Consider the following 25,662-nt stretch of genomic DNA (forward strand, 5'->3'; position numbering starts at 1 on the left):
AATGACCTACGAAACGCTGCTGGTCGAAACACGCGGCCGCGTCGGCCTGGTGACGCTCAATCGTCCGCAGGCGCTGAATGCGCTGAACTCGACCGTGATGCGCGAGCTTGCCGCGGCGCTGAAGGCCTTCGACGCCGACAAGGAGATCGGCGCCGTGGTCCTCGCCGGCTCGGAGAAGGCGTTTGCCGCCGGTGCCGACATCAAGGAGATGCAGACGCTCGATTTCGTCGACAGCTATCTCGGCGACTTCATCGGCGGCTGGGACCAGGTGGCGGCAGCTCGCAAGCCTTTGATCGCTGCCGTTTCCGGCTACGCGCTTGGCGGCGGCTGCGAGCTGGCGATGATGTGCGACTTCATCATTGCGTCCGAGACCGCGAAGTTCGGCCAGCCGGAAATCACCCTCGGCGTCATTCCCGGCATGGGCGGTTCCCAGCGCCTGACGCGCGCCGTCGGCAAGGCGAAGGCCATGGACCTGGTGCTGACCGGCCGGATGATGGATGCGGCCGAGGCCGAACGCGCGGGACTCGTTTCGCGTGTGGTGGCGCCGGAGAAATTGATGGAGGAAGTGCTCACCGCTGCCGAGAAGATCGCCTCCTTCTCGCTGCCCGCGGTGATGATGGCCAAGGAGGCCGTAAGCCGCTCGCTGGAGCTGACGCTTGCCGAAGGCCTGCGTTTCGAGCGTCGGCTCTTCCACTCGCTGTTTGCGACCGAAGACCAGAAGGAAGGCATGGCCGCCTTCGTCGCCAAGCGCAAACCGGAGTTCAAACATCGCTAGCCCAGAGCACGGCGCGCAGATTCTGGAAATTGCGCGTTGACGGGGCGGCGGTTTCCCGCTATACGCCGCCCTCAGTTTGGAACGCCATTCTGGGCTTTCCGGAAATACTCCCGAATTGCTTTGATGACAGGTCGCAGTGACCCGGCACGGCGAGGGGCGGAGTTCATGTCAGTTTTCGAAGAGAGGCACAAATGGCCAATACAACTTCGGCGAAAAAGGCGACCCGCAAGATCGCACGCCGCACCGCAGTGAACAAGGCCCGTCGTTCGCGCGTTCGCAACTTCATCCGCAAGGTCGAAGAAGCGATTGCAACCGGCGACCAGGCAGTTGCAGCCGCAGCGCTCAAGGCAGCTCAGCCCGAGCTGATGCGCGCAGCCACCAAGGGCGTCCTGCACGCCAACACTGCATCGCGCAAGGTTTCGCGTCTTGCACAGCGCGTAAAGTCGCTTTCGGCCTAATCCGGCTAAGAAAAATCTGTTAATCGAGAGCCCGGCCCTTGCGCCGGGCTTTTCGGATTCATACTTCTGTCATCGCGATGGTTAATCTGGCGGCTTGGGCTTATGTCAGTGCGATGACAAGATTTATATAATTATTTCAATGACTTGTGAGAGGTCCTTATCAAAAGGATGTCTCTGACTGGGGGTCCGTTCGGCCCATTCTGAGTCAAGCGAATTTTTATTTTTTTTCTTTTTCGCCAGCTAAGCAAAGAGCGAAAAATCAAAACCCTTGATTCAACAGGGATTCTTCTCGGACTCGGAATGCGGCAAGCAAATGGCGGCCGGAGAGTCAACGGCCAGCGCTTAAGGTTGCGTAAAAATCGCGATTGATCTTGCCCATCGATCCTGCCTAAATGCCCTCCACAGGGGACACGGACCACATCTGTAAAAAGAAGCAAAAGAGGCCATTTCGAAGAAATGGTTTCGATGTTTCTGTCCTTTGTATCAGGGCGGCTCCGCGTCGTTCAATCAGACAAGTCGAAGGTGAAAAAACCGGATGGTTCATACCGCTCCGGACGGGAAACTTTCGTCCTGTGATTGTGAGGCGGCCATCTGCAGCACCTGCGTCCGGTCGGACGCCTAGAGGTCGCTGCGGCGCTTTGACGGCTGCCTGTCTTGCCCTTTGATCGGCTACGACAAAGGAAAGATGCAGGAGGCCTCGATGGAGGGTGCAAGCGGCGCCCGACGCGAGGCCAAGGTCCAACGCGCGGCTCATCGCTTCGTACGAGGGTGCGACGAGCTGTTGACGAGGAGGAGGATCCGGTACGGCGCGGGAGCGCGTCGAAGGGATTGTTGACGAGAGGCGCGAGGGGACATCCTCCGGCCCAGCAGGGCAGGTGGGTGCGCGTAGCGCGCAGCGAGGCGGGAGATGAGGAGCCCGGCGTCGTCTGCGACTGTGACGTTCGGCGAAAGCGGCATGGCCCATACGGGCGCCGCGGGCGACGGACATAAGAGATGAGGCCGGCAGCGATGACGGCATCTGAACATGAATTGGAAGGCGGCAAAATGCAGATGAATTTGGTGACGGCGGGCGCACTTCAGAAAGAAGGAGACGCATTTCAAGCCGGAAGCAATCTATCTCAGGCGGCGGGGGAAAAAACCGACATGAGGCACGACGCACTGTTCGAGCGGGTAAGTGCGCGTCTCAAAGCTCAAGTCGGTCCGGATGTCTTTGCAAGCTGGTTTGGGCGTCTGAAGCTCCATTCCGTATCCAAGAGCGTTGTGCGCCTTTCGGTGCCGACCACGTTCCTGAAGTCCTGGATCAACAACCGTTATCTTGACCTCATCACCTCGATCTTCCAGCAGGAAGACGGCGAGATCATGAAGATCGAGATCCTGGTGCGCACGGCAACCCGTGGCGCCCGTCCGACCACCCAGGAAGAAGCGCTGCCGCAGGCGGCAGAAGCAGCTCCGGCTCAGCCCGCGCGCCGTCCGGCCGCAGCCCAGCCGGTGGCAACCGTTGCCGCGGCGACTGTCGCAAGCATGCAGAGGCCGACCCAGGCGCCGCTCTTCGGCTCGCCGCTCGACCAGCGCTACAATTTCGAAAACTTCGTCGAGGGTTCCTCGAACCGCGTGGCGCTTGCCGCCGCCCGGACGATTGCGGAAGCCGGCGCCGGTGCGGTGCGGTTCAACCCGCTCTTCATCCATTCGAGCGTCGGTCTCGGCAAGACGCACCTTCTGCAGGCGATCGCCATCCAGGCGCTGCAGAGCGCGCGTGCGCCGCGCGTCGTCTACCTGACGGCCGAATACTTCATGTGGCGTTTCGCCACCGCGATCCGCGACAACGACGCGCTGTCCTTGAAGGAGTCGCTGCGCAACATCGATCTCCTGATCATCGACGACATGCAGTTCCTGCAGGGCAAGTCGATCCAGCATGAGTTTTGCCACCTGCTGAACATGCTGCTCGATTCCGCCAAGCAGGTCGTCGTCGCAGCCGACCGCGCACCGTGGGAACTGGAATCGCTCGACAGCCGCGTTCGTTCGCGTCTCCAGGGCGGCGTCGCCATCGAGATGGACGGCCCGGACTACGACATGCGCCTGGAAATGCTGAAGCGCCGCCTGGACACGGCCCGTCAGGACGACGGTTCGCTCGACATTCCCGGCGAAATCCTGAGCCATGTGGCACGCAACGTGACCGCCAGCGGCCGCGAACTGGAAGGTGCCTTCAACCAGCTCCTGTTCCGCCGCTCCTTCGAGCCGCAGCTCTCGCTCGAGCGCGTCGATGAATTGCTCGGCCACCTCGTCAACGCCGGCGAACCCCGCCGCGTGCGCATCGAGGACATCCAGCGGGTCGTCGCCAAGCACTACAACGTCTCGCGCCAGGAGCTCGTCTCCAACCGCCGCACCCGTGTCATCGTCAAGCCGCGCCAGATCGCGATGTATCTGTCGAAGACGCTGACGCCGCGCTCCTTCCCGGAGATCGGCCGTCGCTTCGGCGGACGCGACCACACGACCGTGCTGCACGCCGTGCGCAAGATCGAGGAGCTGATTTCGGGCGACACCAAGCTCAGCCATGAGATCGAGCTGCTGAAGCGCCTGATCAACGAATAGTCGAGGCGCATTGCCGCAAAAAAAGCCCGGGTTCGCCCGGGCTCTTTTGTTTTACCGGACCGCTTTCAGTGCCGGCTGCGGCGGACGCTTGGTCGCCGCATTCCCCACACCCTGCTCGGCTCGTGCCTGTTCGATGATCCAGGCGCGAAAGGCCGTGACCGGCGGGCGGTCGAGTGCGGCCGGCGGGTAGACGAGATGGTAGGCAAGCCCGGTCATCACGCCCTCAGGGAAGGGGGCTTCCAGCACACCCTCCGCAAGCTCGCGCGTGACCAGCGACAGGCGCACCAATGCAACGCCGTCGCCGGCCTTGGCCGCCTCGATCGCGCCGTTGCTGTTGACGAAGACCGGCCCTCGCCCGGCGTCCACCCCGTCGGCGCGCGCCGCATCCAGCCACAGCCTCCAATCCTGACGATGGACGTCGTGCAAGAGCACATGCGCGGCAAGGTCACCCGGCATGTCGAGTGGGTTCCTGGCGCGTAGTGCCGGGTGAAGGACCGGCACCGGGTCGTCATCGATCAATCGTTCGCTCACAAGACCGTCATAGCGGCCAAGCCCATGACGGATGGCGATGTCGACCCCATCGCTGTTGAAGTCGGTCAGCCGATTGGTGGTGCTGATGCGCACGTCGATGCCGGGCACCTGTAACTCGAAGGCGCCGATGCGCGGCACCAGCCATTGCGCGGCAAAGGTGGGCGTGCAGCTGACCGTCAGCACCGGCGCACGCTTGCGCGCCGTCAGTTCCTCGGTCGCCTCGCGCATCATTCGGAACGCGCGCCTGAGCGTTGCGAAATAGGTGCTGCCGTCCTCCGTCAGCGCCAACTGTCTCGGCCGGCGCTCAAACAGCGTCACTGCTAACGCCTGCTCCAGTTCGCGCACCTGCAGGCTGACGGCGCCAGGCGTCACGTTCAGTTCTTGCGCGGCCTTGGTAACGCTTAGATGTCGCGCGGTGGCCTCGAAGGCGCGAAGCGAGGCAAGCGAAGGAAGGTATGTCGACATGGTTTAGCCAAACTCAATCATGCGGCGAGAAATGATCGTTTGTTCGAAGCTCAATATCCTGAGAATAATGGCACAAAGTCAAGATGGTCGATGCCATCACGGTTTAGCCTGACAAACAAACGAGGGTTAAGGCAATGACACAAGCAACGCAGGCCAAGGTCATGGGCGCCCGGGAATGGGGCATGTTGATCCTGCTCTCCATTCTGTGGGGCGGCTCCTTCTTCTTCATCGGCGTCGCCGTCAAGGCGTTGCCTCCAGTCACGATCGTGGCGCTCCGCGTCAGTCTCGCGGCGCTCGCGCTGCTCGCCTTCGTTCGACTGATGGGACTGTCGATGCCGCGCGACCCGCGCGTTTGGCTGGCCTTCTTCGGGATGGGGCTGCTCAACAATCTCATCCCTTTCTCGCTGATCGTCTGGGGGCAGACGCATATCGCAAGCGGCCTTGCCTCGATCCTCAACGCCACCACGCCGCTGTTCGGCGTGATCGTCGCGCATCTCCTGACCGATGACGAGAAGCTGACAGCCAACCGGTTTGCAGGCGTCGTCGTCGGCTTCCTCGGGGTCGCGATGATGATTGGTCCGGCGGCGCTCGGTGGCCTTGGTTCGAACCTGCTTGCCCAGGTCGCAGTGCTTGGCGCAGCGCTCTCCTATGCGCTCGCCGGTGTCTTTGCCCGCCGCTTCAAGCGCATGGGCGTGGTGCCGATCGTGACGGCGACCGGTCAGGTCTCGACCGCAAGCATCATGCTGGTCCCGCTGTCGCTGCTGATCGATCATCCCTGGACGCTTCCCATGCCCGGCTTCGACGTCTGGGCGGCGATCGTCGGCATCGCGCTGATTTCCACGGCGCTCGCTTACGTCCTGTTCTTCCGCATCCTGGAAACGGCCGGTGTCACAAACCTGATGCTGGTGACCTTCCTGATCCCGGTCAGCGCCATCCTGCTTGGCGCTTTGTTCCTCGGCGAAACGCTGGAACCCAAGCACTTCCTGGGCATGACCTTGATCGCGGCCGGTCTGGCGGCGATCGACGGGCGGCTTCTGCGCCTCTTTTCTCGACCGGCCATCGACACCAAGTTAGAGTGCCGCGACAACGCTTGAGCATTTCTGATTTGCACGCATTGCGGGCCGGTGGGCGAAAGCACCACCGGCCCTGTTTTTTTCATCCGGGTTGTCGGCTATTGCTTGCCGCCACCGTCTTTGTTTCAGGAGCTGGAGTTCCGATGCTTTACGCCGTGTTTTGCTACAATCAAGAAGATGTCACGAACGCCTGGACCAAGGAGCAGGACGAAAAAGTCATGCATGATCTGTTGGCCGTACAGAGCAAATATGCGGAGGCAGGCCGGCTTGGGCCGGTGGCGCGCTTGATGCCGACGACGGCGGCGACGACGCTCCGGCACAGTCACAGCGAGACGATCGTAATCGATGGCCCGTTTGCCGAAACGAAAGAGCAACTGCTCGGTTTCTATGTCATCGACTGTGCGTCTCTCGATGATGCGCTCGAGTTCGCCCGTGATCTGAGTTCTGCCAATCCGGCCGCCGGCTCCTATGAAATCCGTCCTCTTGCCATCTACAAACCCAGTGAGCTTGCTTCATGACAGACACAGCCTGGATAGACCTCGCTCTCGTTTCGGCCCGGCCGCAGGCCGTGGGCGCGCTGTTGCGCTATTTCCGCAACCTCGACACTGCCGAAGAAGCGTTTCAGGAGGCCTGTATCCGGGCTTTGAAGACCTGGCCGAAGAGCGGCCCGCCGCGCGACCCCGCCGCCTGGCTGATCTTCGTCGGCCGCAACAGCGGCATCGACAAGGTGCGCCGCCAGTCCCGCGAAACGGCGCTGCCGCCGGAGGAAATTCTTTCCGACCTCGAGGATCAGGAGGGCGCGCTCGCCGACCAGCTCGACGGCTCCCACTATCGCGACGACATTCTTCGCCTGCTGTTCGTCTGCAGCAATCCGGCGCTGCCGGCAACGCAGCAGATCGCGCTGGCGCTGCGCATCGTCTCGGGCCTTTCTGTCAAGCAGATCGCCCGCGCCTTCCTCGTCAGCGAGGCGGCGATGGAACAGCGGATCACGCGGGCCAAGTCGCGTGTCGCGGCCGCCGGCCTTGCCTTCGAGACCCCGGATGCGGCCGACCGGTCAGATCGGCTCGCCGCCGTCGCCACGATGATCTACCTCGTCTTCAACGAGGGCTATTCGGCGATGAACGGCCCGGAAAGCGTCTCGGCCGACCTGTGCCAGGAGGCGATCCGGCTCGGACGCCTGCTGCTTCAGCTTTTCCCAGCCGAGCCGGAGATCAAGGGGCTGACGGCGCTCATGATGATCCAGCATTCGCGGGCGCGCGCCCGCTTCGACGCCGATGGCGCCGTCATCCTGCTTGATGACCAGGACCGCAGCCTGTGGGACCGCTCGCTGATCGACGAGGCCTTGGCGCTGATCGACAGGGCGATGCAGTACCGCCAACCGGGCGCCTACCAGATCCAGGCGGCGATCGCGGCGCTGCATGCCCGCGCCGAGCGTGCGGATGAGACCGACTGGGCGCAGATCGACCTGCTCTACCAGGCGCTCGAGCGGCTGCAGCCCTCTCCGGTGATCACGCTCAATCGCGCAGTGGCGGTTTCGAAGCGTCAGGGGCCGGAAGCCGCGCTGGCGATGATCGCGCCCTTGGCGGAAAAGCTCTCCGGCTATTTCTATTTCCATGGCTTGAGCGGCCATCTCCTGAAGCAGCTCGGCAAGGTCCGCGAGGCGCGTGTGGCCTTCGACCATGCGATTGCGCTTGCGACCAACGCGGCCGAATGCGCTTACATCCGCATGCAGCTCGACAAGCTCGATGAAACGCCTGGTATCGAGATCTCCGAAAGAAAAATCTGACGGTGCCTGTCGGGATCCCTCATGCGCTTTCGTCCTTGGACCGAGAACGAAATCCAAGGAGAGAAATCAGTGACCACCAGCCTCGTTATGCCCGCCCCAAGGGCAAAGTCGATCATCCTCGGCCGCTTCCTCAGCGGCGTGCTAGTCGCCTTCCTGATTTTCGATGCCGTCATCAAGCTTGTGCCGCTAGCTGTCGTCACCGAAACCATGGTCGCGCTCGGCTATTCCGCCGACCAGGGTCTGGCGCGGCTGCTCGGCATTCTCACATTGTTGTGCACGGTGCTCTATGTGATCCCGCGCACCTCGATCCTCGGCGCCATTCTGCTCACCGGCTATCTCGGCGGGGCGATGGCGACGCATCTGCGGGCCGGCAGCCCGCTCTTCACCCATCTGCTTTTCGGCTTCTATCTCGGCGTGATCGCCTGGGGCGGCCTCTGGCTTCGGGATCCGCGGCTGCGCGCCCTCATTCCCTTCAGCAACTGACAGAAACGGAGCGCTCGAAAGACGACCATGACCAAAACAGTCAACGACTACATTGCCGGCCTCTCCGGTGTCCCGGCCGACGTGGCGAAGCGCCTGCATGGTGCCCTCCTGGCCACAGGCACGCTCAATGACGCCGTCAAATGGGGCCATCCCATCTATGAGGCCGGCGGCGCGGTCTGTCTGCTCAAGGGGGCAAAGGATTACGTGACCTTCGGTTTCTGGCGCGGCGCCGAGATGCTCGATCTCGACGCACGCCTGGAGAAGGGCGGCGGCAAGGGCGACATGGCCTATATTCGCCTGCGCACCACCGATGACGTGGACGACGCTCAGGTCGCCCGGCTGGTGGCTAGGGGCATCGAGCTCAACCGGCTGAGGGGCGATCCGATGAAAGCCGCCTAGACGAAACAAACTTGCATCGTGGCCGAAGAAACAGAGCGCCTTTATCGGCCGCGATGCAATATCTCTTCACGGGAACAGGAATTCACGCCAGATCCCGCGAGGCAGCCATGATCCTCTACTATCAAACCCACTCTCCCTTCGCCCGCAAGGCGCTTGTCTTTGCTCACGAGATCGGCCTTGCCGACCGGCTGAAAGTCATCCACCACGAGACGAGCCCAACGCGGCGCAACGACGAGGTCTATGCCGAAAACCCGCTCGGCAAGGTTCCGGTGCTGTTGCGTGAGGGCGAAGAGCCGATCTTCGACAGCGATGTCATCTGCGCCTATCTCGATACGCTGCATGAGGGACGCAAGCGGATTCCCGAGGTCGGCGAACCTCGATGGCGGGCGCTGCGCATGCAGTCGGTGGCGCAGGTTCTTGCCCAGACCGGGATCGGCCTGCGCTGGGAGTGGGAGAGGCGCCCCGAACATCTGCGCTATCCGGAACTCGCCAAGGGCTACGAAGAAAAGATCGAGGCGACCTACGATTGGCTGGAGCAGACGTTATCGCCCGAGGAAGACGTGGATATCGGGCAGATCGCGCTGGCGACGGCACTGTCCTGGATGGCGTTTCGCAACCTGCCGTCGTTTCGCAACCGTCCGAGGCTGACCCGCTGGTTCGATGCATTCGAAGGCCGGCCGTCGATGCAGGCCACGCCGCTGTCAGGTGAAACGTTCGATTGAGTCTGTAGCCGGCGAAGACCGCCTGCCCTCAGGGGCAGGCGAGATCAGCGACCACGGCGTCGAGGATCAGCATGCCGGCCGGCGTGCAGCGCAGGCGCGAATTGCCCAGCCGCTCGATGAAGCCGTGATCGATCAGGAACTGCTCGCGCTCCGGGTCCGGGTCGCGGCCGGAAAGCGTCTGCCATCGCGCCAAGTCGACGCCTTCCTTGAGGCGCAGACCCATCAGCAACAACTCGTCGGACTGTGCTTCGAGATCGAGGGATTCCCGCTCGATCATGCCGTGACCATGGGTCTCGACGAGCCGCAGCCATTCCTCCGGCTTGCGCTCCGTAGAGGTAGCGATCTTGCCATTGCCGATGCCCAGGCGCCCGTGGGCGCCCGGGCCGATGCCGGCATAGTCGCCGTAGCGCCAATAGGTGAGGTTGTGCCGGCTCTCGGCACCCGGGCGGGCGTGGTTTGAAACCTCGTAGGCCGGCATGCCGATGGCGGCGGTAATGTCCTGCGTCGCCTCGTAAAGCACTGCCGACTGCTCGCCATCAGGCACGATCAGCTTGCCGGCCTTGTGCAGGCCGTAAAAGGGCGTGCCTTCCTCGATCGTCAGCTGGTAGAGCGACAGATGGTCGACCGCGTAGGAGACGGCTTCCTTCAGCTCACGCTCCCATTCTTCGACCGTCTGGTTCGGACGGGCATAGATCAGGTCGAAGGACATGCGCGGGAAGATCTCGCGCGCCAGCCGGATCGCCTTCAGCGCGTCCTCGACATTGTGCAGCCGTCCGAGGAACTTCAGATCGCGGTCGTTCAGCGCCTGGACGCCGAGCGAGACGCGATTGACACCGGCAGCGCGGTAGCCGTGGAAACGCGTCGCTTCGACGCTCGACGGGTTCGCCTCCATGGTGATTTCGATGCCGTCGGGCACATGCCAATGGCGAGCGATGCCTTGGAGGATGGCATCGACCGTCGACGGCTCCATCAAGGACGGCGTGCCGCCGCCCATGAACACGCTGGTGACCGTGCGCGGGCCGGAGAGCTCGCGCACCTCTTCCATTTCCTTAAGGAAAGCTGCAACGAAACGCGGCTGGTCCACCGGCTGGTGGCGCACATGGCTGTTGAAGTCGCAATAGGGGCACTTGGCCGCGCAGAACGGCCAATGCACGTAGACCCCGAAACCGGGGTCCATGCCGTCACCGATCGCCGATAGCGTGGCAGTTTGCATTATTGCGTCTCTCATGGTCACTTTCAGTAGAGAGCGGGATGCGGGCGGAAACCGCACGCACTTTTCCTCATCCCGCTCAGATCAGGCTCCGAGGCAGGTCTCGGCAAAGATCTTGAAGGCGCGGGCGCGGTGCGACAGAGCCTCTTCGTCACCCGGCTTCCAGCCGTGTTTCTCGTCGGCGCTCATCTCGCCGAAGGTGGTCTCGTAGCCCTTGGGCTGGAACACCGGATCATAGCCGAAGCCCTGGCCGCCGCGCGGCGGCCAGACGACGAAGCCTTCGACCTCGCCGCGGAAAAGCTCGACATGACCGTCCGGCCAGGCAAGGCAAAGAACCGAGACGAAACGGGCGGTGCGCTCGGAAGGCGTTTTGGCGCCTTTCTCCTGCAGCGCATCTTCGACCTTCTGCATGGCCATGGCGAAGTCGCGGCTGCCATCTTCGCGCTCGGCCCAGTTGGCCGTATAGACGCCGGGCGCTCCATCGAGCGCGTCGATCGCGAGACCAGAATCGTCCGAAAGTGCCGGCAGGCCGGAGGCCTTGGCCGAGGCGAGCGCCTTGATCGTGGCGTTCTCCTCAAACGTCGTGCCGGTCTCGTCGGGCTCGATGAAGTTGAGGTCGGCCGCCGACTTCGCCTCGAAACCGAGCGGGCCGATCAGGTCGCGGATTTCGCGGATCTTGCCGGCGTTGTGGCTGGCGACGATCAGCGTCTTGTTGTCGAGTTTGCGCATGGTGTTCCGTTTCGTGTTCAGTCGATGGACCAGAGGCCCGGTTCCGCACATTCAAGGCTGTTGCCGGCCGGGTCGCGGAAATAGAAGGACCGCGCCCCGTTCGGCCAGCGGGTGTCCGCTTCGATCGCGATGCCCGCCGCTTCCAGTTTCGCCTTCCAGGCGTCCAGCGCTGCGGCGGAAACCCGGAAGCACATGTGGCCCTGGCCGCTCGTGCCGTGCGGGATCGGCGGCTTCAGCGTTTCGGCCGGATTGAAAATCAAAAGCACGCCCGGTCCGCAGCGATAGAAGACGTGGCGGTTGCCGGCACGCGTGATCTTTGCGAGCCCGAGAATGCCACCGTAGAAGGCCTCGGCGGCATCGAGATCACCCATGTAAAGGGCGGTCTCGAGAATGCCTTCCAGCGCCGGGGCCATCTTGACGTTCCTTCCTCAGCCGGCGATCGCCTGCTTCTGCAGCGCGACCAGTTCGGCAATGCCCGTCTTGGCAAGGCCCATCAGGCTCGCGAATTCCTCTTCCGAGAACGGCTTGCCTTCGGCCGTGCCCTGGATCTCGACGATGCCGCCGGAGCCGGTCATAACGAAGTTGGCGTCGGTCTCGGCAGCGGAATCTTCGAGGTAATCGAGATCGATCACCGATTGGTTGGCGAAGATGCCGCAGGAAATGGCCGCGACATGATCCTTCAGGACCTTCTCGACCTTGACCATGTTGCGGGCTTCCATCCACTTCAGGCAGTCGTGGAGCGCGATCCAGGCGCCGGTGATCGAGGCAGTGCGCGTGCCGCCATCGGCCTGGATGACGTCGCAGTCGATCGAGATCTGGCGTTCGCCGAGCGCCGGCAGATCGACCACGGCGCGCAGCGACCGGCCGATCAGCCGCTGGATTTCCTGGGTGCGACCGCTCTGCTTGCCGCTGGCTGCCTCGCGCCGCATGCGCTCGCCGGTGGCGCGCGGCAGCATGCCGTATTCCGCCGTCACCCAGCCCTTGCCGCCATTGCGCAGCCAGGCCGGAACCTTTTCCTCAAGGCTTGCGGTGCACAGCACATGCGTGTCGCCGAACCGCACCAGACAGGAGCCTTCCGCATGCTTGGAAAAATTGCGCTCGAAAGAAACCTTGCGCATTTGATCGGTTTTTCTGCCGGATGGCCGCATCGTCAACTCCTATCGTATCTCGTGAGCCTTCTACTGCATAATTCCCTAAATCGAAATCGATTTAGGGACAAAATTATGCAGCAGTTTAAGGTGCTGCAGCGACCTTTGGCGCGTCCAAGGATGCGCGGCGCTGCAGAGCATGGCAGAGGTAAAGGGATCCGGTGGAAAGCCGGACATTCGACCGTTTTTTCCCTTTTGCCAACGGACCGCAGGGACACTATATTCCGGCCACGGCAGGATGTGCCTGCATATGTGGAGTGACATGGTACTGCGCAATCCCGGAGCAAAGGAAATCGCCGCGGCGCTCGACGAGCGCTCGGGCGAAATCTTCCGTCGCATCGTGGAGACCTATCTGACGAGCGGCGAGCCGCTCGGCTCGCGCAACCTGTCGCGGCTTTTGCCAATGGCGCTGTCGCCTGCCTCCGTGCGCAACGTTATGAGCGATCTCGAAGATCTCGGTCTCATCTATTCGCCGCATGTCAGTGCCGGTCGCCTGCCGACCCAGACGGGCCTGCGCTTCTTCGTCGACGCCTTCATGCAGGTCGGCAACCTCTCTCCCGAAGATCGCGCCTCGATCGATCGCCATGTGCGGCGCGACGACCATACCCAGCCGGTCGATACGCTTTTGACCGAAGCGAGCCAGATGCTGTCGGGCATGTCGCGGGGCGCGGGTCTCGTCATCACCGCCAAGGCCGATCCGGTGCTGAAGCATGTCGAGTTCATCCGCCTGGCGCCGACCAAGGCGCTGGCCGTGCTCGTCGGCGAACATGACCAGGTGGAAAATCGCATCATCGAGCTCCCGGCCGGCGTCACCAGTTCGCAGCTCACGGAAGCGGCGAACTTCCTCAACGCCCATCTCGCCGGACAGACGATCGCCGAGGTGCGGGCGCAGCTCGAAAAGGTGAAATTGACGGTGCGCGGCGAGCTCGACGCGCTGTCGCAGGATCTTGTCGAGCGCGGTCTTGCCATCTGGTCGGGCAACGAGGGCGACGAGAAGCCGGCGCGCCTGATCGTGCGCGGCCGCGCCAACCTGCTCGAAGGCCTCGAGGGTGCCGAGGACATCGACCGGCTCAGAATGCTGTTCGACGATCTCGAAAAGAAGGACAGCATGATCGAGCTGCTCGATCTCGCCGAAAGCGGCCCTGGGGTGCGGATATTCATAGGCTCGGAAAACAAGCTGTTTTCGCTTTCCGGCTCGTCGTTGATCGTCGCGCCCTATCGCGATGGCGAGGACCGCATCGTCGGCGCCGTCGGCGTCATCGGGCCGACGCGGCTCAACTACTCGCGCATCGTTCCGATGGTCGATTATACCGCGCAGCTGATGTCGCGGCTTTCGCGCTAAGGGCGCTTTTAGTCGCTGCATGTCTCATTGATCGATCTCGATGAAGGACAAAGACATGCAGCAAATCAAAGTGCTACAGCGACCTTCGCGCGTCTGATAGGACGCGCGGCGCTGTAGGAGCGCGATTGAACCCTTGATTTTTCGGCCCCAAACCTCGATATCGGCTTCAAATCCAGTCCCCAAGCATTTTTGCTGAAACGCAGGCTCGCGCTTGCGGCGTGGAAATGCGAAGGACAATACAGACGACACTGCGGAGAACGTCATGACCGACGATACGAACAAGCACGGACCCGAGGCCACCGACGAGGTATTCGACGCCGCACCGGACGCTGCCGAGGCAGCAGCCGTTGCCGAGCCCGATCCGTTGGAACTCGCACGGGCAGAAAGCGCCGAGCTGCGCGACAAGTACCTTCGGCTTGCCGCCGAAATGGACAACCTGCGCCGTCGCACCGAACGCGACGTCAAGGATGCCAAGTCCTACTCCGTCGCTGGCTTTGCCCGCGACATGCTGGCGGTATCCGACAACCTGCGCCGCGCGCTCGATGCCATTCCGGCGGAAGCCAAGGAAGCCGGTGAGGCCGGTCTCAACACGCTGATCGAAGGCGTGGAGATGACCGAGCGCTCGATGCTCTCGGCGCTTGAGCGCCACGGCGTCAAGAAGCTGGAGCCGGAAGGCCAGAAGTTCGACCCGAACTTCCACCAGGCGATGTTCGAAATCCCGAATGCGGATGTGCCGAACAACACGGTGCTGCAGGTCGTCCAGGCCGGCTACACCATCGGCGACCGCGTCCTGCGCCCGGCCATGGTCGGCGTTTCCAAGGGCGGCCCCAAGGTCGTCGCTGGCGAAAACGGCGACGCGCCGACCGCCTGATCCTGCCGATCAGAATTCAACAAGAACGCCGCGCGAACTTCGCGCGGCGTTCTTGTTTGGGCTAAGCGTAGCGGTGTGCGTTCGTTCGCCGGCGCTATCCGAACAGTTGCTGCAGGTGATCGTTGAGGAAACGTCCCTCGGGATCGACCTTGGCCCTCAGTGCCCGGAAATCGCCCGCTCGGGGGTAGAGTGCCGTCACATCCTCGGCGCCGAGGAAATGCAGCTTGCCCCAGTGCGGCCGCGAACCGTACTGCCTGAGGATCGTGTCCACGTCCTTCAGATATTCCCAATAGTCGGTGCCCGGTTCGCCCGAGACCGAAAGCGTGATCGAATCCTGCTCGAAGAAGGGGCTGATCCAGCCGGTATCGCCGGCGGTGAAGCGATACTCGATCGGGTAGATGCAGGTCGGGTGCTTTTCCAGCATCAGCTTACGCACCGCCTTTACCGCTTCCTTGCCGTGGGCGACGGGCACTGCATATTCGAGCTCGTGGAAGTTCGGCACGTATTCGATCGGGTAGATCTCCGAGGAATAGGCGATCTTCTCGAACCCGCGCTCCATCGGCGCTTCCTCGGTGATGTCGATCACCTTCATCTCGCAGACGTCGGAGGTCTTGTCCGTGGTCGACACCGAGGCCGTGTCCGGCAGGCAGTAGCAGTGGCGGCTCTCCGGAACCGGGCACCAGAAGAAACCGAAATGGCGGTGCTTGGCGGCAAGCTCGTCGTGCTGTTCGATCATTTCGTCGAAGGTGCAGCGCCAGAGCTTTTCATGGAGATTGTAGCTTTCCATCGCCTGTAATGTGATCTCCGAGATCACGCCGAGCATGCCGACCGAGACGCGTGCCGCCTCAAGCAGATCCGGCGTGGTCTCGTCGACCACGAGGATGCTGCCGTCGGGCTGCACCAGCCGCATGCCGACGATCTGCGAGGCCATGTTGCCGAGCCTGGCGCCGGTGCCATGTGTGCCGGTCGTCAGCGCGCCGGCTAGCGCCTGGCTGTCGATATCGCCCTGGTTGATCAGCGACAGGCCGTTCTCCTTCAGCACCTTGCCGAGCTGGTTGATAGTGGTGCCGGCCTTGACCGCCACGCGCTTGCGGGTGCTGTCGATGTTGACGACGCCCTGCATGCTCGAGAGTGTCAGCTGTAGCCCGCTGGTAAGCGCCACTGGCGTGAAGGAATGTCCGGAACCGGCGCAGCGAACGTTCAGCCCTTGCGCGGTTGCCTCGCGCACCATTTCGGCAAGTGCCGCCTCACTCTCCGGCGCGCCGCGATGGCGCACGATGCATGATTGGTTACCGACCCAGTTGCGCCAGTGGCCACCTGCCTGAAGCATTTTCCCCTCCCTCAAACCGCGGTGAAGCAATTGTCGACGAACAGATGCGTGCCGTTGATGAAGCTCGCCTCGTCACTCGCCAGAAACAATGCCGCGTTCGCCACTTCCTTCGGATCGCACATGCGGCCTTGCTGCGCGGCGATCGCCGCTTCCGAAACGTCAACGCCGTATTTGCTGAGCCCGACGAGCTCGCGCTTGCCGTGGTCGGTGGCGATGAAGCCCGGGCAGACTGCGTTGCAGCGGATTCCGCGGTCGCGGAATTCCACGGCGATGGCGCGGGCGAACATGTGGCAGGCGCCCTTGGTGGTGTCATAGAGCACCTCCATCGGCGTTGCGGCCACGGCCGAAATCGACGAGGTGCAGACAATGCTGCCGCCGCCGGCCGCAAGCATGCCTGGCAGTACCGCCTTGGTCATCAGGAACATGCTGCGCACATTGACCGCCATCAGCCGGTCCCACTCGTCCTCCTCCGTTTCGAGGAAGGGACCGACGGCGAGGATGCCGGCGTGGTTGAAGAGCACGATGATGGCGCCGAAGGCCGCTTCAACCGCCTTGACGGCGGACGTCACCTCGGCCGACACCGAGACGTCGGCCGGGGCAAAAATCGCCTCGCCGCCGTTGGCGCGGATCGAGGCGGCCACCTCTTCGCCTTTGCTGCGCGGCAGATCGACGATGCCGACCTTGGCGCCTTCGCGCGCGAACAGCTCGGATGCGGCAAGACCGCAGCCTCCCGCGCCACCGCTGATCAGCGCCACTTTGCCTGAAAGCCTGCCTGCCATCTTAATCCTCCCCTTGGCGCATCCTTCGCAGCGGTCGCCGATGACGACCCGCGACGGATCCGGTTTCTCACTCTCCTGGAATTATTGTTGACGAGTGAGGGGCTGTCGATATCCCATGGGGGATACGTAGGGTTGGGGGATGACAAGGGAATGCTCGCAAGCGAGTCCGTCGATATCTCGGCGATGATCGGCCTGATCGGCACGGAAGATTTCGGCCGAGCGCTCGATCGGATGCTCCGATCGGTCACCGGCTTCGATCTCTCGGTCGCGTTTGCCTATCCTTACGATGCAAGGCCGATCGTCCTGCATGACGGCTATACGGCCAAGGTGTCGGCAAGTGCGCTTTCCGCCTATCTCGGCGGCGCCTACCTGCTCGATCCCTTTTACGTCGCCTGTTGTGCCGGCCAGCCGGCAGGGCTCTGGCGAATGCGCGAGCTTGCGCCGGACCAGTTCTTCCTGTCCGACTTCTCGTCGTCGGCGGAAGTGCATCCCTGCGTGTCGATGGAATCCGGCGTTCTCGTCGAGGAGGTGGGCTTCGTCATCCCGCTCGATGGTGGCCTGCAGGCGACCTACTCGTTGATGCGCGGCCGCGGCGGCGAGCCTTTCAGCGAGACGGAGCTGGCCAGGCTGCGCGTCTACGAGCCGATCGTGCGCGAGGCCATCAGGTCGAACTGGCGCCAGCAGGGCCAGACGATTGCGCCGTCGCCCTCCGAGGAGGGCGACGATGCGATGGAGGCGGCGTTCGAAAGCCTGTGTTCAGATCGGCTGACCAAGCAGCAGCGCAACATCGTGCGCCTCATCCTTAGGGGCCACAGCAACCTGTCGATCGGCAAGGTGATGAACATTGCCGAGGGCACGGTTCGCATCCACCGCAAGAACATCTATCGCCGGCTCGGCATTTCGAGCCAGGGTGCCCTGTTCCGGATTTTCATTGATCATTTGAACGGGCGTCAGCTCTACTGAAGCAGGCTTCGGGCGGACTGTGCGCATCCTGCCGGATGCGCCCCGTTGTTCAAGCTCAGGCCGCGTGCGAGGTCGCGTCGTCGTCGAGCAGCGTGTAGATCGCGCTGGCGGAATCGCTCGAGCGGATCTTGGCGACCATGTCCTGGTCGCGAAGCACGCGGGCGATACGCGACAGGGCTTTGAGGTGGTCCGCGCCGGCGCCTTCCGGAGCGAGCAGCAGGAATACGAGATCGACCGGCTGGTCGTCGAGCGCCTCGAAATCGACGGGCGTGTCGAGACGCGCGAAAATGCCGATGATCGAGGGGAGATTGTTGAGCTTGCCGTGCGGAATGGCGATGCCGTTGCCGACGCCGGTGGAACCAAGGCGCTCGCGCTGCAGGATCACGTCGAAGATTTCACGCTCGGGAACCCCGGTGATCTTAGAAGCTTTTGCCGCCAATTCCTGAAGGAGCTGTTTTTTCGAGTTGGCCCTCATGGCCGGGATGATCGCATTTTGATGCAGTAGACCTGCCAATGCCATTCTTTTGTCCTCGTTCGCCGGTTAGAGCCGGACAACATCATCACAAATGCGTCGCAATGGCTCTAACCATCTTTGTCATGGCGGATCCCATGCACAGAAAAGTCACATTTCCGGCCTGGCCGCTGAGTTGCGGGAGAGGGACGCCGGCACGCCGGCATCCCTCTTTTTTCGCTCATGCTTTGATATTGGCAGCATCGATCCAGCCAATATTTCCATCGTTGCGCCTGTAGACGATATTCAGTTCGGCCTTGCCGGGAGTGCGGAACATCAGGACGGGTTCGTCCGTCATGTCGAGCGCCATCACGGCGCTTGCGACAGACATCGTCCTTAATTGTTTCGAGCTCTCAGCCACGATGGTCGGCGCATAATCCTCGGGAACTTCGTCGTCCTCGAACGGCACCGAATCCATCACTGTGTAAGCCACCTCGGCAGCGTTCTGTCCGTTGCCGTTGTGGTGATCCTTCAGCTTGCGCTTGTAGCGACGCAGACGCTTTTCGATGCGATCCGACGCCGCGTCAAACGCAGCCTGTGGATCGTTCGCCTGGCCGTTCGCCTGCATTACCACGCCCGTATCGAGATGAAGCTTGCAGTCGGCGCTGAAGCGCGGCCCGGATTTTTCCACAGTGACCTGGCTTGAATATCCTCCGTCGAAATATTTGGTAACGGCCTGCTCGATCTGCTCGCCAATGCGGGCGCGGAACGAATCGCCGATTTCCATCTGTTTACCGGATACACGCACACTCATGGAGTTTCCTCTCTCGTTCGTGATTTGCGCAGCCAGTCTATTCCAAGCGGTCCCGTCATCCAAGCCTTTCAGACTTGCGAGCGCGCCTCTGTCGCAGCCACCGGTCGCACCGGAGGCTTCCGGGGTGAGCAGTCCCCGGCAATTGCGGCGGGCTCATATCGTCTGTGTCGGAGAGAGTCAATCGAAGGTCGCAAAAAAGTTAATGCGCCTTAACTTCCGGTGCTCAGAAACCGGCGGCCTTGGCGAGCGCGCGCTTCTCCCGCCGGCGCTGCACGGAGGAGGGGATATTCATCGCTTCCCGGTATTTGGCGACCGTGCGCCGCGCGATATCGATGCCGGCCTTCTTGAGGACGTCGACGATGTCGTCGTCAGAAAGCACCGCCTCGGTGCTCTCCTCGTGGATCAGCGTGCGGATCTTGTGGCGCACGGATTCCGCCGAATGGCTGTCGCCACCCTCGGCCGAGCCGATCGAGACGGTGAAGAAATACTTGAGCTCAAACAGCCCGCGCGGCGTCAGCATGTACTTGTTCGAGGTTACGCGGCTGACGGTCGATTCATGCATCTTGATGGCGTCGGCGACGGTCTTGAGGTTCAGCGGCCTGAGGTGCCCGATGCCATTGACGAGGAATGCGTCCTGCTGGCGCACGATCTCGGTGGCGACCTTCATGATCGTGCGGGCGCGCTGGTCGAGGCTGCGCGTCAGCCAGTTGGCATTTTGCAGGCATTCGTTGAGGAAGGCCTGGTCGGCGCTGTTTTTCTGCGTGCCGCGTGACACCGAAGCGAAGTAGTCCTGATTGACTAGAACGCGCGGCAGCGCATCCGGATTGAGTTCGACCATCCATGAGCCGTCGGGCGCTGCCCGCACGACGATATCGGGCACGATCGCCTCGCTGACGCTGGTCTCGAAGCTGGTGCCGGGCTTCGGGTCGAGCTTGCGGATTTCCGCCAGCATGTCGATCAGGTCTTCCTCGTCGACGCCGCAGATCTTCTTCAGCGTCGCGAAATCACGCCGCGCCAGGAGTTCGAGATTGGCAAGCAGCGCCTCCATTGCCGGATCGAGCCGGTCGCGGGCGCGCAGCTGGATGGCGAGACACTCGCCGAGCGAGCGGGCAAATACACCGGGCGGATCGAACTGCTGCAGCGTCAGCAGCACCCTGAGGACATCGGCATGGGCGGCACCCAGCCGTTCGCCAACCTCGCCGAGGTCCGCCTGCAGGTAGCCGGCGTCGTCGAGTTGGTCGATGAGATGCTGCGCGATCAGTCGATCGGAAGGAACCGGCAGCGCGAAGGGCAATTGCTCCAGGAGCGTTTCGCGCAGGCTCTTGCGGCCGGCGACGAAATCGTCGAGGTCGTAATCTTCGCCCTCGCCGCTGCCGGGCATCGATTTCCACTGGCCAAGCAGTTCCGGCGCATCGGCGCGTTGCGGCGTGGTGTCGTCCTGGAAGACATTGGCGAAATCGGCATCGAGCTGGTCGTCGAGCCGCTCGCCGCTTTGCGACGTGGCGCTGTCATAGAGATCCGCCTGGCCGCCGTCGTCGCTTCCGCCACTCTCGTCTCCGCCGGCCATCTCGCCCTGCTCCGGGGCGACCTGATCGTCATTTGCCTGAAATTCGAGCAGCGGGTTCTTTTCGACTTCCTGGGCGATGAACTGGTTGAGCTCAAGATGCGTCATCTGCAGCAGCTGGATCGACTGCATGAGCTGTGGCGTCATCACCAGGGACTGGGACTGGCGCAGATGAAGGCTGGCGGACAGGGCCATGCTGACGCGAAACTCCCGAGAAATCTCCAGGGGCCGCGGTGCTTCTCCGGTCGCCGGTCGGGCCCTTTTCTTAATTGGCCCAAAAATTGCTTATCGGAAAGGTTTGGTCAAGCGCGTTCGCGGGCGGAATCGCCCGCGAGGCGGTCTCAGAGGCTGAAATTGTCGCCGAGATAGAGCCGGCGCACGTCAGGATTGGTGACAATGTCGTTGGCGCGACCATGCGTCAGCACCTCGCCGGCATGGATAATGTAGGCGCGATCGATGAGGCCGAGCGTCTCGCGGACATTGTGGTCGGTGATCAGCACACCGATGCCGCGCGAGGTCAGGTGCCGGACAAGCGCCTGGATGTCGGCGACCGAGATCGGGTCGACGCCGGCAAAGGGCTCGTCGAGCAGCATGAAGGTGGGGTCGGTCGCAAGCGCACGGGCGATTTCGAGACGGCGGCGTTCGCCGCCAGAAAGCGCGATCGCCGGCGACTTGCGCAGATGCGTGATGTTGAACTCGCCGAGCAGGTCGTTGAGCTTGCTTTCGCGCCGCTCCAGGTTCTTGTCGTGAACCTCGAGCACGGCGCGGATGTTCTCCTCGACCGTCAGCCCGCGGAAGATCGACGCTTCCTGTGGCAGGTAGCCGACGCCGAGGCGTGCACGCCGGTACATCGGCATGGTCGTCACGTCATTGCCGTTGATCTCTATCGAACCCTCGTCGACGGGGACGAGGCCGGTGATCATGTAGAAGCAGGTGGTCTTGCCGGCGCCGTTCGGCCCGAGCAGGCCCACGGCCTCGCCGCGCCGCACCACCAGCGACACGCCGTTGACGACCCGACGCTCGCGATAGGCCTTGGTCAGTCCGCGGGCAATCAGGGTGCCGTCATAGCGCGCCTTGTCGACCGCATGGCCGGAAGCGACCGCAGTGGTCGCCGACGGCTTGCGGACCCGTTTGCGCTTGTGGAGGAAGGGAAGTTGCACGAGCGGTCTACGTCAGTTCGTCTTGCGGGACTTCGGGTCGAGCTGGATCTGCACGCGGCCGCCGCAGGCTTCGAGCTGGGCCTCACCGGTTTCCATCTGGACGTTAAGCTGGCAGCCGACGAAGACGTTCTTGCCTTCGGAGAGAACGACCTTGTCGCCCTTGAGAACGAAGACCTGCTTGGTCATGTCGAACGAGCCGGTATCGGCCGTCGCCTGCTGCGTGCCGGAGCTCAGGAACACCTTTTCGCTGACCTCGATACGGTCGATGTCGGCGTCGCCGCTCGAAACCGAGCCGCCGCCGGACTTGTAGAAGACGACCATATTGCCGGCCTGCAGCGTCGTCGTGCCCTGCACGACCTTGACGTTGCCGGTAAAAATCGCCTTGCTTTCCGGGTCCTTGATTTCGAGCTTGTCGCTCTCGATCTGGATCGGCTTGTCGTTGGACAGCTCAAGGCCTTTCATCTTGCTCGACGTGGCCTGCGCAAAAGCGCCGGAGGCAATAATCAAAGCGCCGGCTCCGGCAATGGCCAGGCTGGCGGAAATCTTGAAAAATGATGCGGTTGTGACCGACATGGAGTGCACCGGGTCCTATTTCGCGTTTTTGCGGATGGCTGCGGGCTCGACGTTCACCCTCACCATACCCTCGAAAATTACAATACGTCCCTTATCCGTCATTCGCAGCGTCTGCGCAATGATCGAACCACCCTTCATGCTGATCGCAACGGGCTGCTTCGTTTCCATCTCGCCGGCATTGATGTCCAGATAGGCCGACTGGAAGTCGGCGTTGATGCCATTATTGACGGAAATGGTGAACGGGGCGTTCATGTCGAGTGTATTGGCGCCGCGATCATAGATGCCGTTGGTGGCGTCGACGGTCGCTATCATCGAATCCTTCATCGGCATTTCTGCGTGGATCGTCTGCAGCGTGATGATGTCGGGGTTGGCGATATCCTGAAGCGCCCGCTGGGCCTTCATCGAGTAGCTGATGCCCTGCTTGTTGCGACCGGAGATCGCCGGATTCTTCATGACGATCTTGCCGTCCTCGATCGTCGCGGTCTCGATCTGCAGGTCGACGGGCATGAACGCGCGCACGAAGGACACGGCGGCAAAAATGACGGCAATGACGCCGGCGATGATCGGCAGGATGATCTTCAGGCGGCGCACGCGCGCGGAATGCCGTGCGGCGAGCGCATAGGCGTCGGCGGAGCTCGCACCCGTATCGGCAAAGATGCCCGGGGCTGGCGCGTGGTTCAACATGGAAGGGCCTGTCGGTTCTACTGCTTTTGTCGCTGACCCAACGTGGGGGTCATTTACATACATTGGTGTAAGTCGTCGCAAATATGGATATTTTTTGCTGACGCACAATGGCGCCGCAAAAAAACTCGGGTGAAGCGCAAAAACGCCAGCCGCGGCTTTCAACCGTGGTCAAGCGCGTCTATGGAATATGCCTCTTCGCGCGCAGATAGCACGTTCCCGCGGAAACTGACAGAAGCAGCGCCAACAAATCGGGAGAAACCCACATGGACGAACTCGCCATCGCCGATCGCCGCAGCCTGCGCCGGAAGTTGAGCTTCTGGCGCTTTGTGGTCGCGGGGCTGCTTCTCCTCGTCGCGCTCGCGATCTTTGCCTGGTCCGGGGCTGCCGACGATGTCGGCCACAACAGGCAGCATGTGGCGCGCGTTGCGATCACCGGCCTGATCCAGGATGACCGCGAACTGCTCGAGCGCCTGCAGAAGATTGCCGACAACGATAGCGTCAAGGCGCTGGTGGTGACCATTTCGTCGCCGGGCGGCACCACCTATGGCGGCGAGGTCATCTACAAGGCGATCCGCAAGGTGGCGGCCAAGAAGCCGGTCGTTTCCGACGTGCGCACACTTGCCGCCTCGGCAGGCTACATGATCGCACTCGGCGGCGATACGATCGTTGCCGGTGAGAGCTCGATCACCGGCTCCATCGGCGTCATCTTCCAGTATCCGCAGGTCAAGGAGTTGATGGACAAGCTCGGCGTCTCCCTGGAATCGATCAAGTCGCGGCCGCTGAAGGCGGAACCTTCGCCCTTCCATCCGGCGAGCGACGAGGCGAAGGCCATGATCCAGTCGATGATTGACGACAGCTACGCCTGGTTCGTCGACCTGGTTGCCGACCGCCGCAAGTTGCCGCGTCCCGATGCGTTGCTGCTCGCCGACGGACGCATTTTCACCGGTCGCCAGGCGCTGAACGCCAAGCTCGTCGACAAGCTCGGCGGCGAGGACGAAATTCGCGCCTTCCTCACGGAGAAAAAGGTGTCGAAGGACCTGCCGATCGTCGATTGGGAAGCCCCCCGCAAGACCCTGCCTTTTGGCCTCGGCGCGCTGGTCGGCAACTGGATCAAGATGTTGGGATATGACGCTTTTCCGGCAATGAGCGGGCTCGAAAAAATTGCAGGCGACAAGTTGTTTCTTGACGGTCTTGTTTCGGTTTGGCAGGTTGATGGCCAATGAGCAAGGCGACATATACCCAGCCTGAGCCGTCGAGCGATGTCGGTGATTTTGCAAATGCCGCGCACCGCCTTGCGGAAATCACAATGCAGACCGAAAAAGCAAAACAAACAAGAATTTGAGGGGGCGACAGTGATCAAGTCAGAACTGGTGCAGATTGTTGCGGCTCGCAATCCGCATCTCTACCACCGCGACGTCGAAAATATCGTCAACGCGGTCCTCGATGAGATCACCGACGCGCTCGCTGCAGGCAACCGGGTCGAACTGCGTGGCTTCGGCGCCTTCTCGGTCAAGAACCGGCCGTCGCGGTCGGGGCGCAACCCGCGCACCGGCGATTCCGTTTTTGTCGAGGAAAAATGGGTACCGTTTTTCAAGACCGGCAAGGAACTGCGCGAGCGGCTCAACCCGGGCATGAACGGGGAAGACGAGGATTGATCATCCTTGGCGGTCGCCAGAGACCCCTAACGACCCCTTTTATACGAGGCCCGTTGCCGGCAAGCGTCTGGCAAAGAGCACGGGCGTCGGCGAGATGGAGCGATTGAATGTTCAAGAAACTGATCAACATCGTTGTTCTCGTGCCGGTCGCTATCATCCTGATTGTGCTGAGCGTGGCCAACCGCCAGAGCGTAACGCTGGCGCTGAACCCCTTCCGGCCGGAAGACAGCGTGCTTTCCGTGAGCGCGCCGTTCTTCGTCTTCCTGTTCCTTGCGGTCATCGTCGGCGTCATCCTCGGTGCCGCCGCGACCTGGTTCAGCCAGGGCAAGTACCGGCGGCGCGCGCGCAACGAGGCCAACGAAGCAGTGAAGTGGCACCGCGAGGCGGAGAAACACCGCAGCCAGGCGGAAAAGCTCGCAACCCAGGCGACGCTCGCAGCGCCGCAGAACTGATCAGAAGTTCACAAGCCTGCGAAGACCGAGACGGGGCGCCCGTTCGGTCCGCGTCGCCTCTTTAACTCGCAGCTTCCGCCGTACCGCCGACGGCGGCGCTAAAATCGGCGAAGAATTGCTGCGCCAGCTTCTTGGCGGTTGAGTCGATCAGGCGCGAGCCGAGCTGCGCGAGCTTGCCACCGATCTCCGCCTTGACGTCGTAACGCAGCACCGTTTCGTCCCCGTCCGCTGTTAAGGCGACGTCGGCGCCGCCCTTGGCAAAGCCGGCGATGCCGCCCTTTCCTTCGCCCGAGATCGTATAGCTCTGCGGCGGATTGAGATTGGAGAGCACGACATTGCCGGTGAAGGAGGCCGAGACCGGGCCGATCTTGATCTTCACCACGGCCGCAAGCTCGGTTGGCGACGTCATCTCCAGCGACTGGCACCCGGGAATGCATCGCTTGAGAATTTCCGGGTCGTTGAGGCCGCGCCACACCGCGTCGCGCCCAGCCGCAATCCGCTCTTCGCCGGTCATGTCCATGCGTTTTCCTCCCCCCCATGCGACGCCGCGCGCCCGATATCGACGCGCAAATGTCGCTTCGACACACTAGACCTGCCGCGGAATTTTGTCGCGAAGCCGGTTCCAGCCCAAGAAAATTCGCAGCGGGTTCTTGCGC

Annotated in this window: 29 protein-coding genes; 15 read left to right on the top strand and 14 right to left on the bottom strand. The window is 62.4% G+C overall.

Annotation, left to right across the window (positions count from 1 at the left end; translation table 11 throughout):
- The first annotated feature begins 1 nt into the window (after position 1).
- The 3 genes from IB277_RS16425 to dnaA all read left to right on the top strand — a co-directional run bounded on the left by IB277_RS16425 (position 2) and on the right by dnaA (position 3,822).
- Positions 2–775, top strand: a complete 774-nt coding sequence (locus IB277_RS16425; protein ID WP_060519737.1) for an enoyl-CoA hydratase — start codon at positions 2–4, stop codon at positions 773–775.
- Between the two features lie 191 nt (positions 776–966).
- On the top strand, positions 967–1,233 hold the full coding sequence (gene rpsT / locus IB277_RS16430; protein WP_034797494.1) for a 30S ribosomal protein S20: 267 nt from the start codon (positions 967–969) through the stop codon (positions 1,231–1,233).
- Between the two features lie 1,143 nt (positions 1,234–2,376).
- Complete coding sequence (dnaA, locus tag IB277_RS16435; RefSeq protein ID WP_060519887.1) at positions 2,377–3,822, top strand: chromosomal replication initiator protein DnaA; 1,446 nt, start codon at positions 2,377–2,379, stop codon at positions 3,820–3,822.
- 51 nt (positions 3,823–3,873) lie between these two features.
- On the opposite strand, the gene gcvA is transcribed toward dnaA, so the two are convergent.
- Positions 3,874–4,818 carry a transcriptional regulator GcvA gene (gene gcvA / locus IB277_RS16440; protein WP_090300962.1) on the bottom strand — a complete coding sequence of 315 codons (945 nt, stop codon included), beginning with the start codon at positions 4,816–4,818 and terminating at the stop codon, positions 3,874–3,876.
- Between the two features lie 134 nt (positions 4,819–4,952).
- Here gcvA and IB277_RS16445 point away from each other — a divergent pair, with 134 nt between their 5' ends.
- From IB277_RS16445 to IB277_RS16470, 6 genes are all read left to right on the top strand, one after another.
- Positions 4,953–5,912 carry a DMT family transporter gene (locus tag IB277_RS16445; protein WP_244546881.1) on the top strand — a complete coding sequence of 320 codons (960 nt, stop codon included), beginning with the start codon at positions 4,953–4,955 and terminating at the stop codon, positions 5,910–5,912.
- A gap of 122 nt (positions 5,913–6,034) precedes the next feature.
- On the top strand, positions 6,035–6,409 hold the full coding sequence (locus IB277_RS16450; protein WP_034797485.1) for a YciI family protein: 375 nt from the start codon (positions 6,035–6,037) through the stop codon (positions 6,407–6,409).
- Positions 6,406–7,677, top strand: a complete 1,272-nt coding sequence (locus tag IB277_RS16455; protein WP_060608319.1) for an RNA polymerase sigma factor — start codon at positions 6,406–6,408, stop codon at positions 7,675–7,677. Before IB277_RS16450 ends, IB277_RS16455 begins: the two co-directional genes overlap by 4 nt.
- Before the next feature lie 87 nt (positions 7,678–7,764).
- Complete coding sequence (locus tag IB277_RS16460; RefSeq protein ID WP_176960422.1) at positions 7,765–8,160, top strand: DoxX family protein; 396 nt, start codon at positions 7,765–7,767, stop codon at positions 8,158–8,160.
- A gap of 27 nt (positions 8,161–8,187) precedes the next feature.
- Complete coding sequence (locus IB277_RS16465; RefSeq protein WP_090300960.1) at positions 8,188–8,559, top strand: DUF1801 domain-containing protein; 372 nt, start codon at positions 8,188–8,190, stop codon at positions 8,557–8,559.
- A 107-nt stretch (positions 8,560–8,666) separates the two neighbouring features.
- A complete protein-coding gene (locus IB277_RS16470; protein WP_060580653.1) occupies positions 8,667–9,281 on the top strand; it encodes a glutathione S-transferase family protein in 615 nt (204 codons plus the stop codon).
- A 28-nt stretch (positions 9,282–9,309) separates the two neighbouring features.
- Here the strand turns inward: IB277_RS16470 and hemW are convergent, their stop codons facing one another.
- The 4 genes from hemW to rph all read right to left on the bottom strand — a co-directional run bounded on the left by hemW (position 9,310) and on the right by rph (position 12,368).
- Complete coding sequence (hemW, locus tag IB277_RS16475; RefSeq protein ID WP_060580654.1) at positions 9,310–10,494, bottom strand: radical SAM family heme chaperone HemW; 1,185 nt, start codon at positions 10,492–10,494, stop codon at positions 9,310–9,312.
- 81 nt (positions 10,495–10,575) lie between these two features.
- A complete protein-coding gene (gene rdgB, locus IB277_RS16480; RefSeq protein ID WP_090300958.1) occupies positions 10,576–11,220 on the bottom strand; it encodes an RdgB/HAM1 family non-canonical purine NTP pyrophosphatase in 645 nt (214 codons plus the stop codon).
- A 17-nt stretch (positions 11,221–11,237) separates the two neighbouring features.
- A complete protein-coding gene (locus tag IB277_RS16485; protein WP_090300956.1) occupies positions 11,238–11,633 on the bottom strand; it encodes a VOC family protein in 396 nt (131 codons plus the stop codon).
- Positions 11,634–11,648: 15 nt separating this feature from the next.
- On the bottom strand, positions 11,649–12,368 hold the full coding sequence (gene rph / locus IB277_RS16490) for a ribonuclease PH (RefSeq protein WP_034797469.1): 720 nt from the start codon (positions 12,366–12,368) through the stop codon (positions 11,649–11,651).
- 262 nt (positions 12,369–12,630) lie between these two features.
- Between rph and hrcA the strand changes: the two genes are divergently transcribed.
- Together hrcA and grpE are read left to right on the top strand one after the other, a co-directional pair.
- A complete protein-coding gene (gene hrcA / locus IB277_RS16495) occupies positions 12,631–13,710 on the top strand; it encodes a heat-inducible transcriptional repressor HrcA (RefSeq protein ID WP_034797467.1) in 1,080 nt (359 codons plus the stop codon).
- Positions 13,711–13,972: 262 nt separating this feature from the next.
- Positions 13,973–14,581, top strand: a complete 609-nt coding sequence (gene grpE / locus IB277_RS16500; RefSeq protein WP_034797465.1) for a nucleotide exchange factor GrpE — start codon at positions 13,973–13,975, stop codon at positions 14,579–14,581.
- 94 nt (positions 14,582–14,675) lie between these two features.
- Here the strand turns inward: grpE and IB277_RS16505 are convergent, their stop codons facing one another.
- Positions 14,676–15,911: a D-arabinono-1,4-lactone oxidase gene (locus tag IB277_RS16505; RefSeq protein WP_090300954.1), complete on the bottom strand. Its 1,236-nt coding sequence runs from the start codon at positions 15,909–15,911 to the stop codon at positions 14,676–14,678.
- An 11-nt stretch (positions 15,912–15,922) separates the two neighbouring features.
- Entirely contained in the window at positions 15,923–16,690 is a 768-nt protein-coding gene (locus IB277_RS16510) for an SDR family NAD(P)-dependent oxidoreductase (RefSeq protein WP_090300952.1), read from the bottom strand.
- A gap of 150 nt (positions 16,691–16,840) precedes the next feature.
- On the opposite strand from IB277_RS16510, the gene IB277_RS16515 reads away from it, so the two are divergent.
- Positions 16,841–17,653 (top strand): helix-turn-helix transcriptional regulator, encoded by an 813-nt coding sequence (locus IB277_RS16515; RefSeq protein WP_060644091.1) that lies wholly within the window; start codon positions 16,841–16,843, stop codon positions 17,651–17,653.
- Between the two features lie 55 nt (positions 17,654–17,708).
- Here the strand turns inward: IB277_RS16515 and ptsN are convergent, their stop codons facing one another.
- The 6 genes from ptsN to lptC form a co-directional block, all read right to left on the bottom strand.
- Positions 17,709–18,173 carry a PTS IIA-like nitrogen regulatory protein PtsN gene (gene ptsN / locus IB277_RS16520; RefSeq protein ID WP_034797457.1) on the bottom strand — a complete coding sequence of 155 codons (465 nt, stop codon included), beginning with the start codon at positions 18,171–18,173 and terminating at the stop codon, positions 17,709–17,711.
- A 172-nt stretch (positions 18,174–18,345) separates the two neighbouring features.
- Positions 18,346–18,918 carry a ribosome hibernation-promoting factor, HPF/YfiA family gene (gene hpf / locus IB277_RS16525; RefSeq protein ID WP_034797455.1) on the bottom strand — a complete coding sequence of 191 codons (573 nt, stop codon included), beginning with the start codon at positions 18,916–18,918 and terminating at the stop codon, positions 18,346–18,348.
- A gap of 223 nt (positions 18,919–19,141) precedes the next feature.
- The gene (gene rpoN / locus IB277_RS16530) at positions 19,142–20,677 is read right to left on the bottom strand and encodes an RNA polymerase factor sigma-54 (protein ID WP_090300950.1); all 1,536 of its coding nucleotides are present in this window, start codon (positions 20,675–20,677) and stop codon (positions 19,142–19,144) included.
- A 146-nt stretch (positions 20,678–20,823) separates the two neighbouring features.
- A complete protein-coding gene (gene lptB, locus IB277_RS16535) occupies positions 20,824–21,642 on the bottom strand; it encodes an LPS export ABC transporter ATP-binding protein (protein WP_034797451.1) in 819 nt (272 codons plus the stop codon).
- Positions 21,643–21,654: 12 nt separating this feature from the next.
- A complete protein-coding gene (locus IB277_RS16540) occupies positions 21,655–22,215 on the bottom strand; it encodes an LptA/OstA family protein (protein WP_034797449.1) in 561 nt (186 codons plus the stop codon).
- A 15-nt stretch (positions 22,216–22,230) separates the two neighbouring features.
- Positions 22,231–22,899, bottom strand: coding sequence for an LPS export ABC transporter periplasmic protein LptC (gene lptC / locus IB277_RS16545; protein ID WP_034797447.1), 669 nt, complete (start codon positions 22,897–22,899; stop codon positions 22,231–22,233).
- A gap of 263 nt (positions 22,900–23,162) precedes the next feature.
- On the opposite strand from lptC, the gene sppA reads away from it, so the two are divergent.
- The 3 genes from sppA to IB277_RS16560 all read left to right on the top strand — a co-directional run bounded on the left by sppA (position 23,163) and on the right by IB277_RS16560 (position 25,006).
- A complete protein-coding gene (gene sppA, locus IB277_RS16550) occupies positions 23,163–24,122 on the top strand; it encodes a signal peptide peptidase SppA (RefSeq protein ID WP_090300947.1) in 960 nt (319 codons plus the stop codon).
- A 54-nt stretch (positions 24,123–24,176) separates the two neighbouring features.
- Entirely contained in the window at positions 24,177–24,554 is a 378-nt protein-coding gene (locus tag IB277_RS16555) for an integration host factor subunit beta (protein ID WP_226020731.1), read from the top strand.
- A 107-nt stretch (positions 24,555–24,661) separates the two neighbouring features.
- Entirely contained in the window at positions 24,662–25,006 is a 345-nt protein-coding gene (locus IB277_RS16560) for a lipopolysaccharide assembly protein LapA domain-containing protein (protein WP_034797442.1), read from the top strand.
- 61 nt (positions 25,007–25,067) lie between these two features.
- On the opposite strand, the gene IB277_RS16565 is transcribed toward IB277_RS16560, so the two are convergent.
- Complete coding sequence (locus IB277_RS16565; RefSeq protein WP_060580658.1) at positions 25,068–25,526, bottom strand: carbon monoxide dehydrogenase subunit G; 459 nt, start codon at positions 25,524–25,526, stop codon at positions 25,068–25,070.
- Positions 25,527–25,662: the final 136 nt, after the last annotated feature.

The sequence above is a fragment of the Ensifer sp. ENS07 genome, assembly GCF_014852185.1.
Classification (GTDB): domain Bacteria; phylum Pseudomonadota; class Alphaproteobacteria; order Rhizobiales; family Rhizobiaceae; genus Ensifer; species Ensifer adhaerens.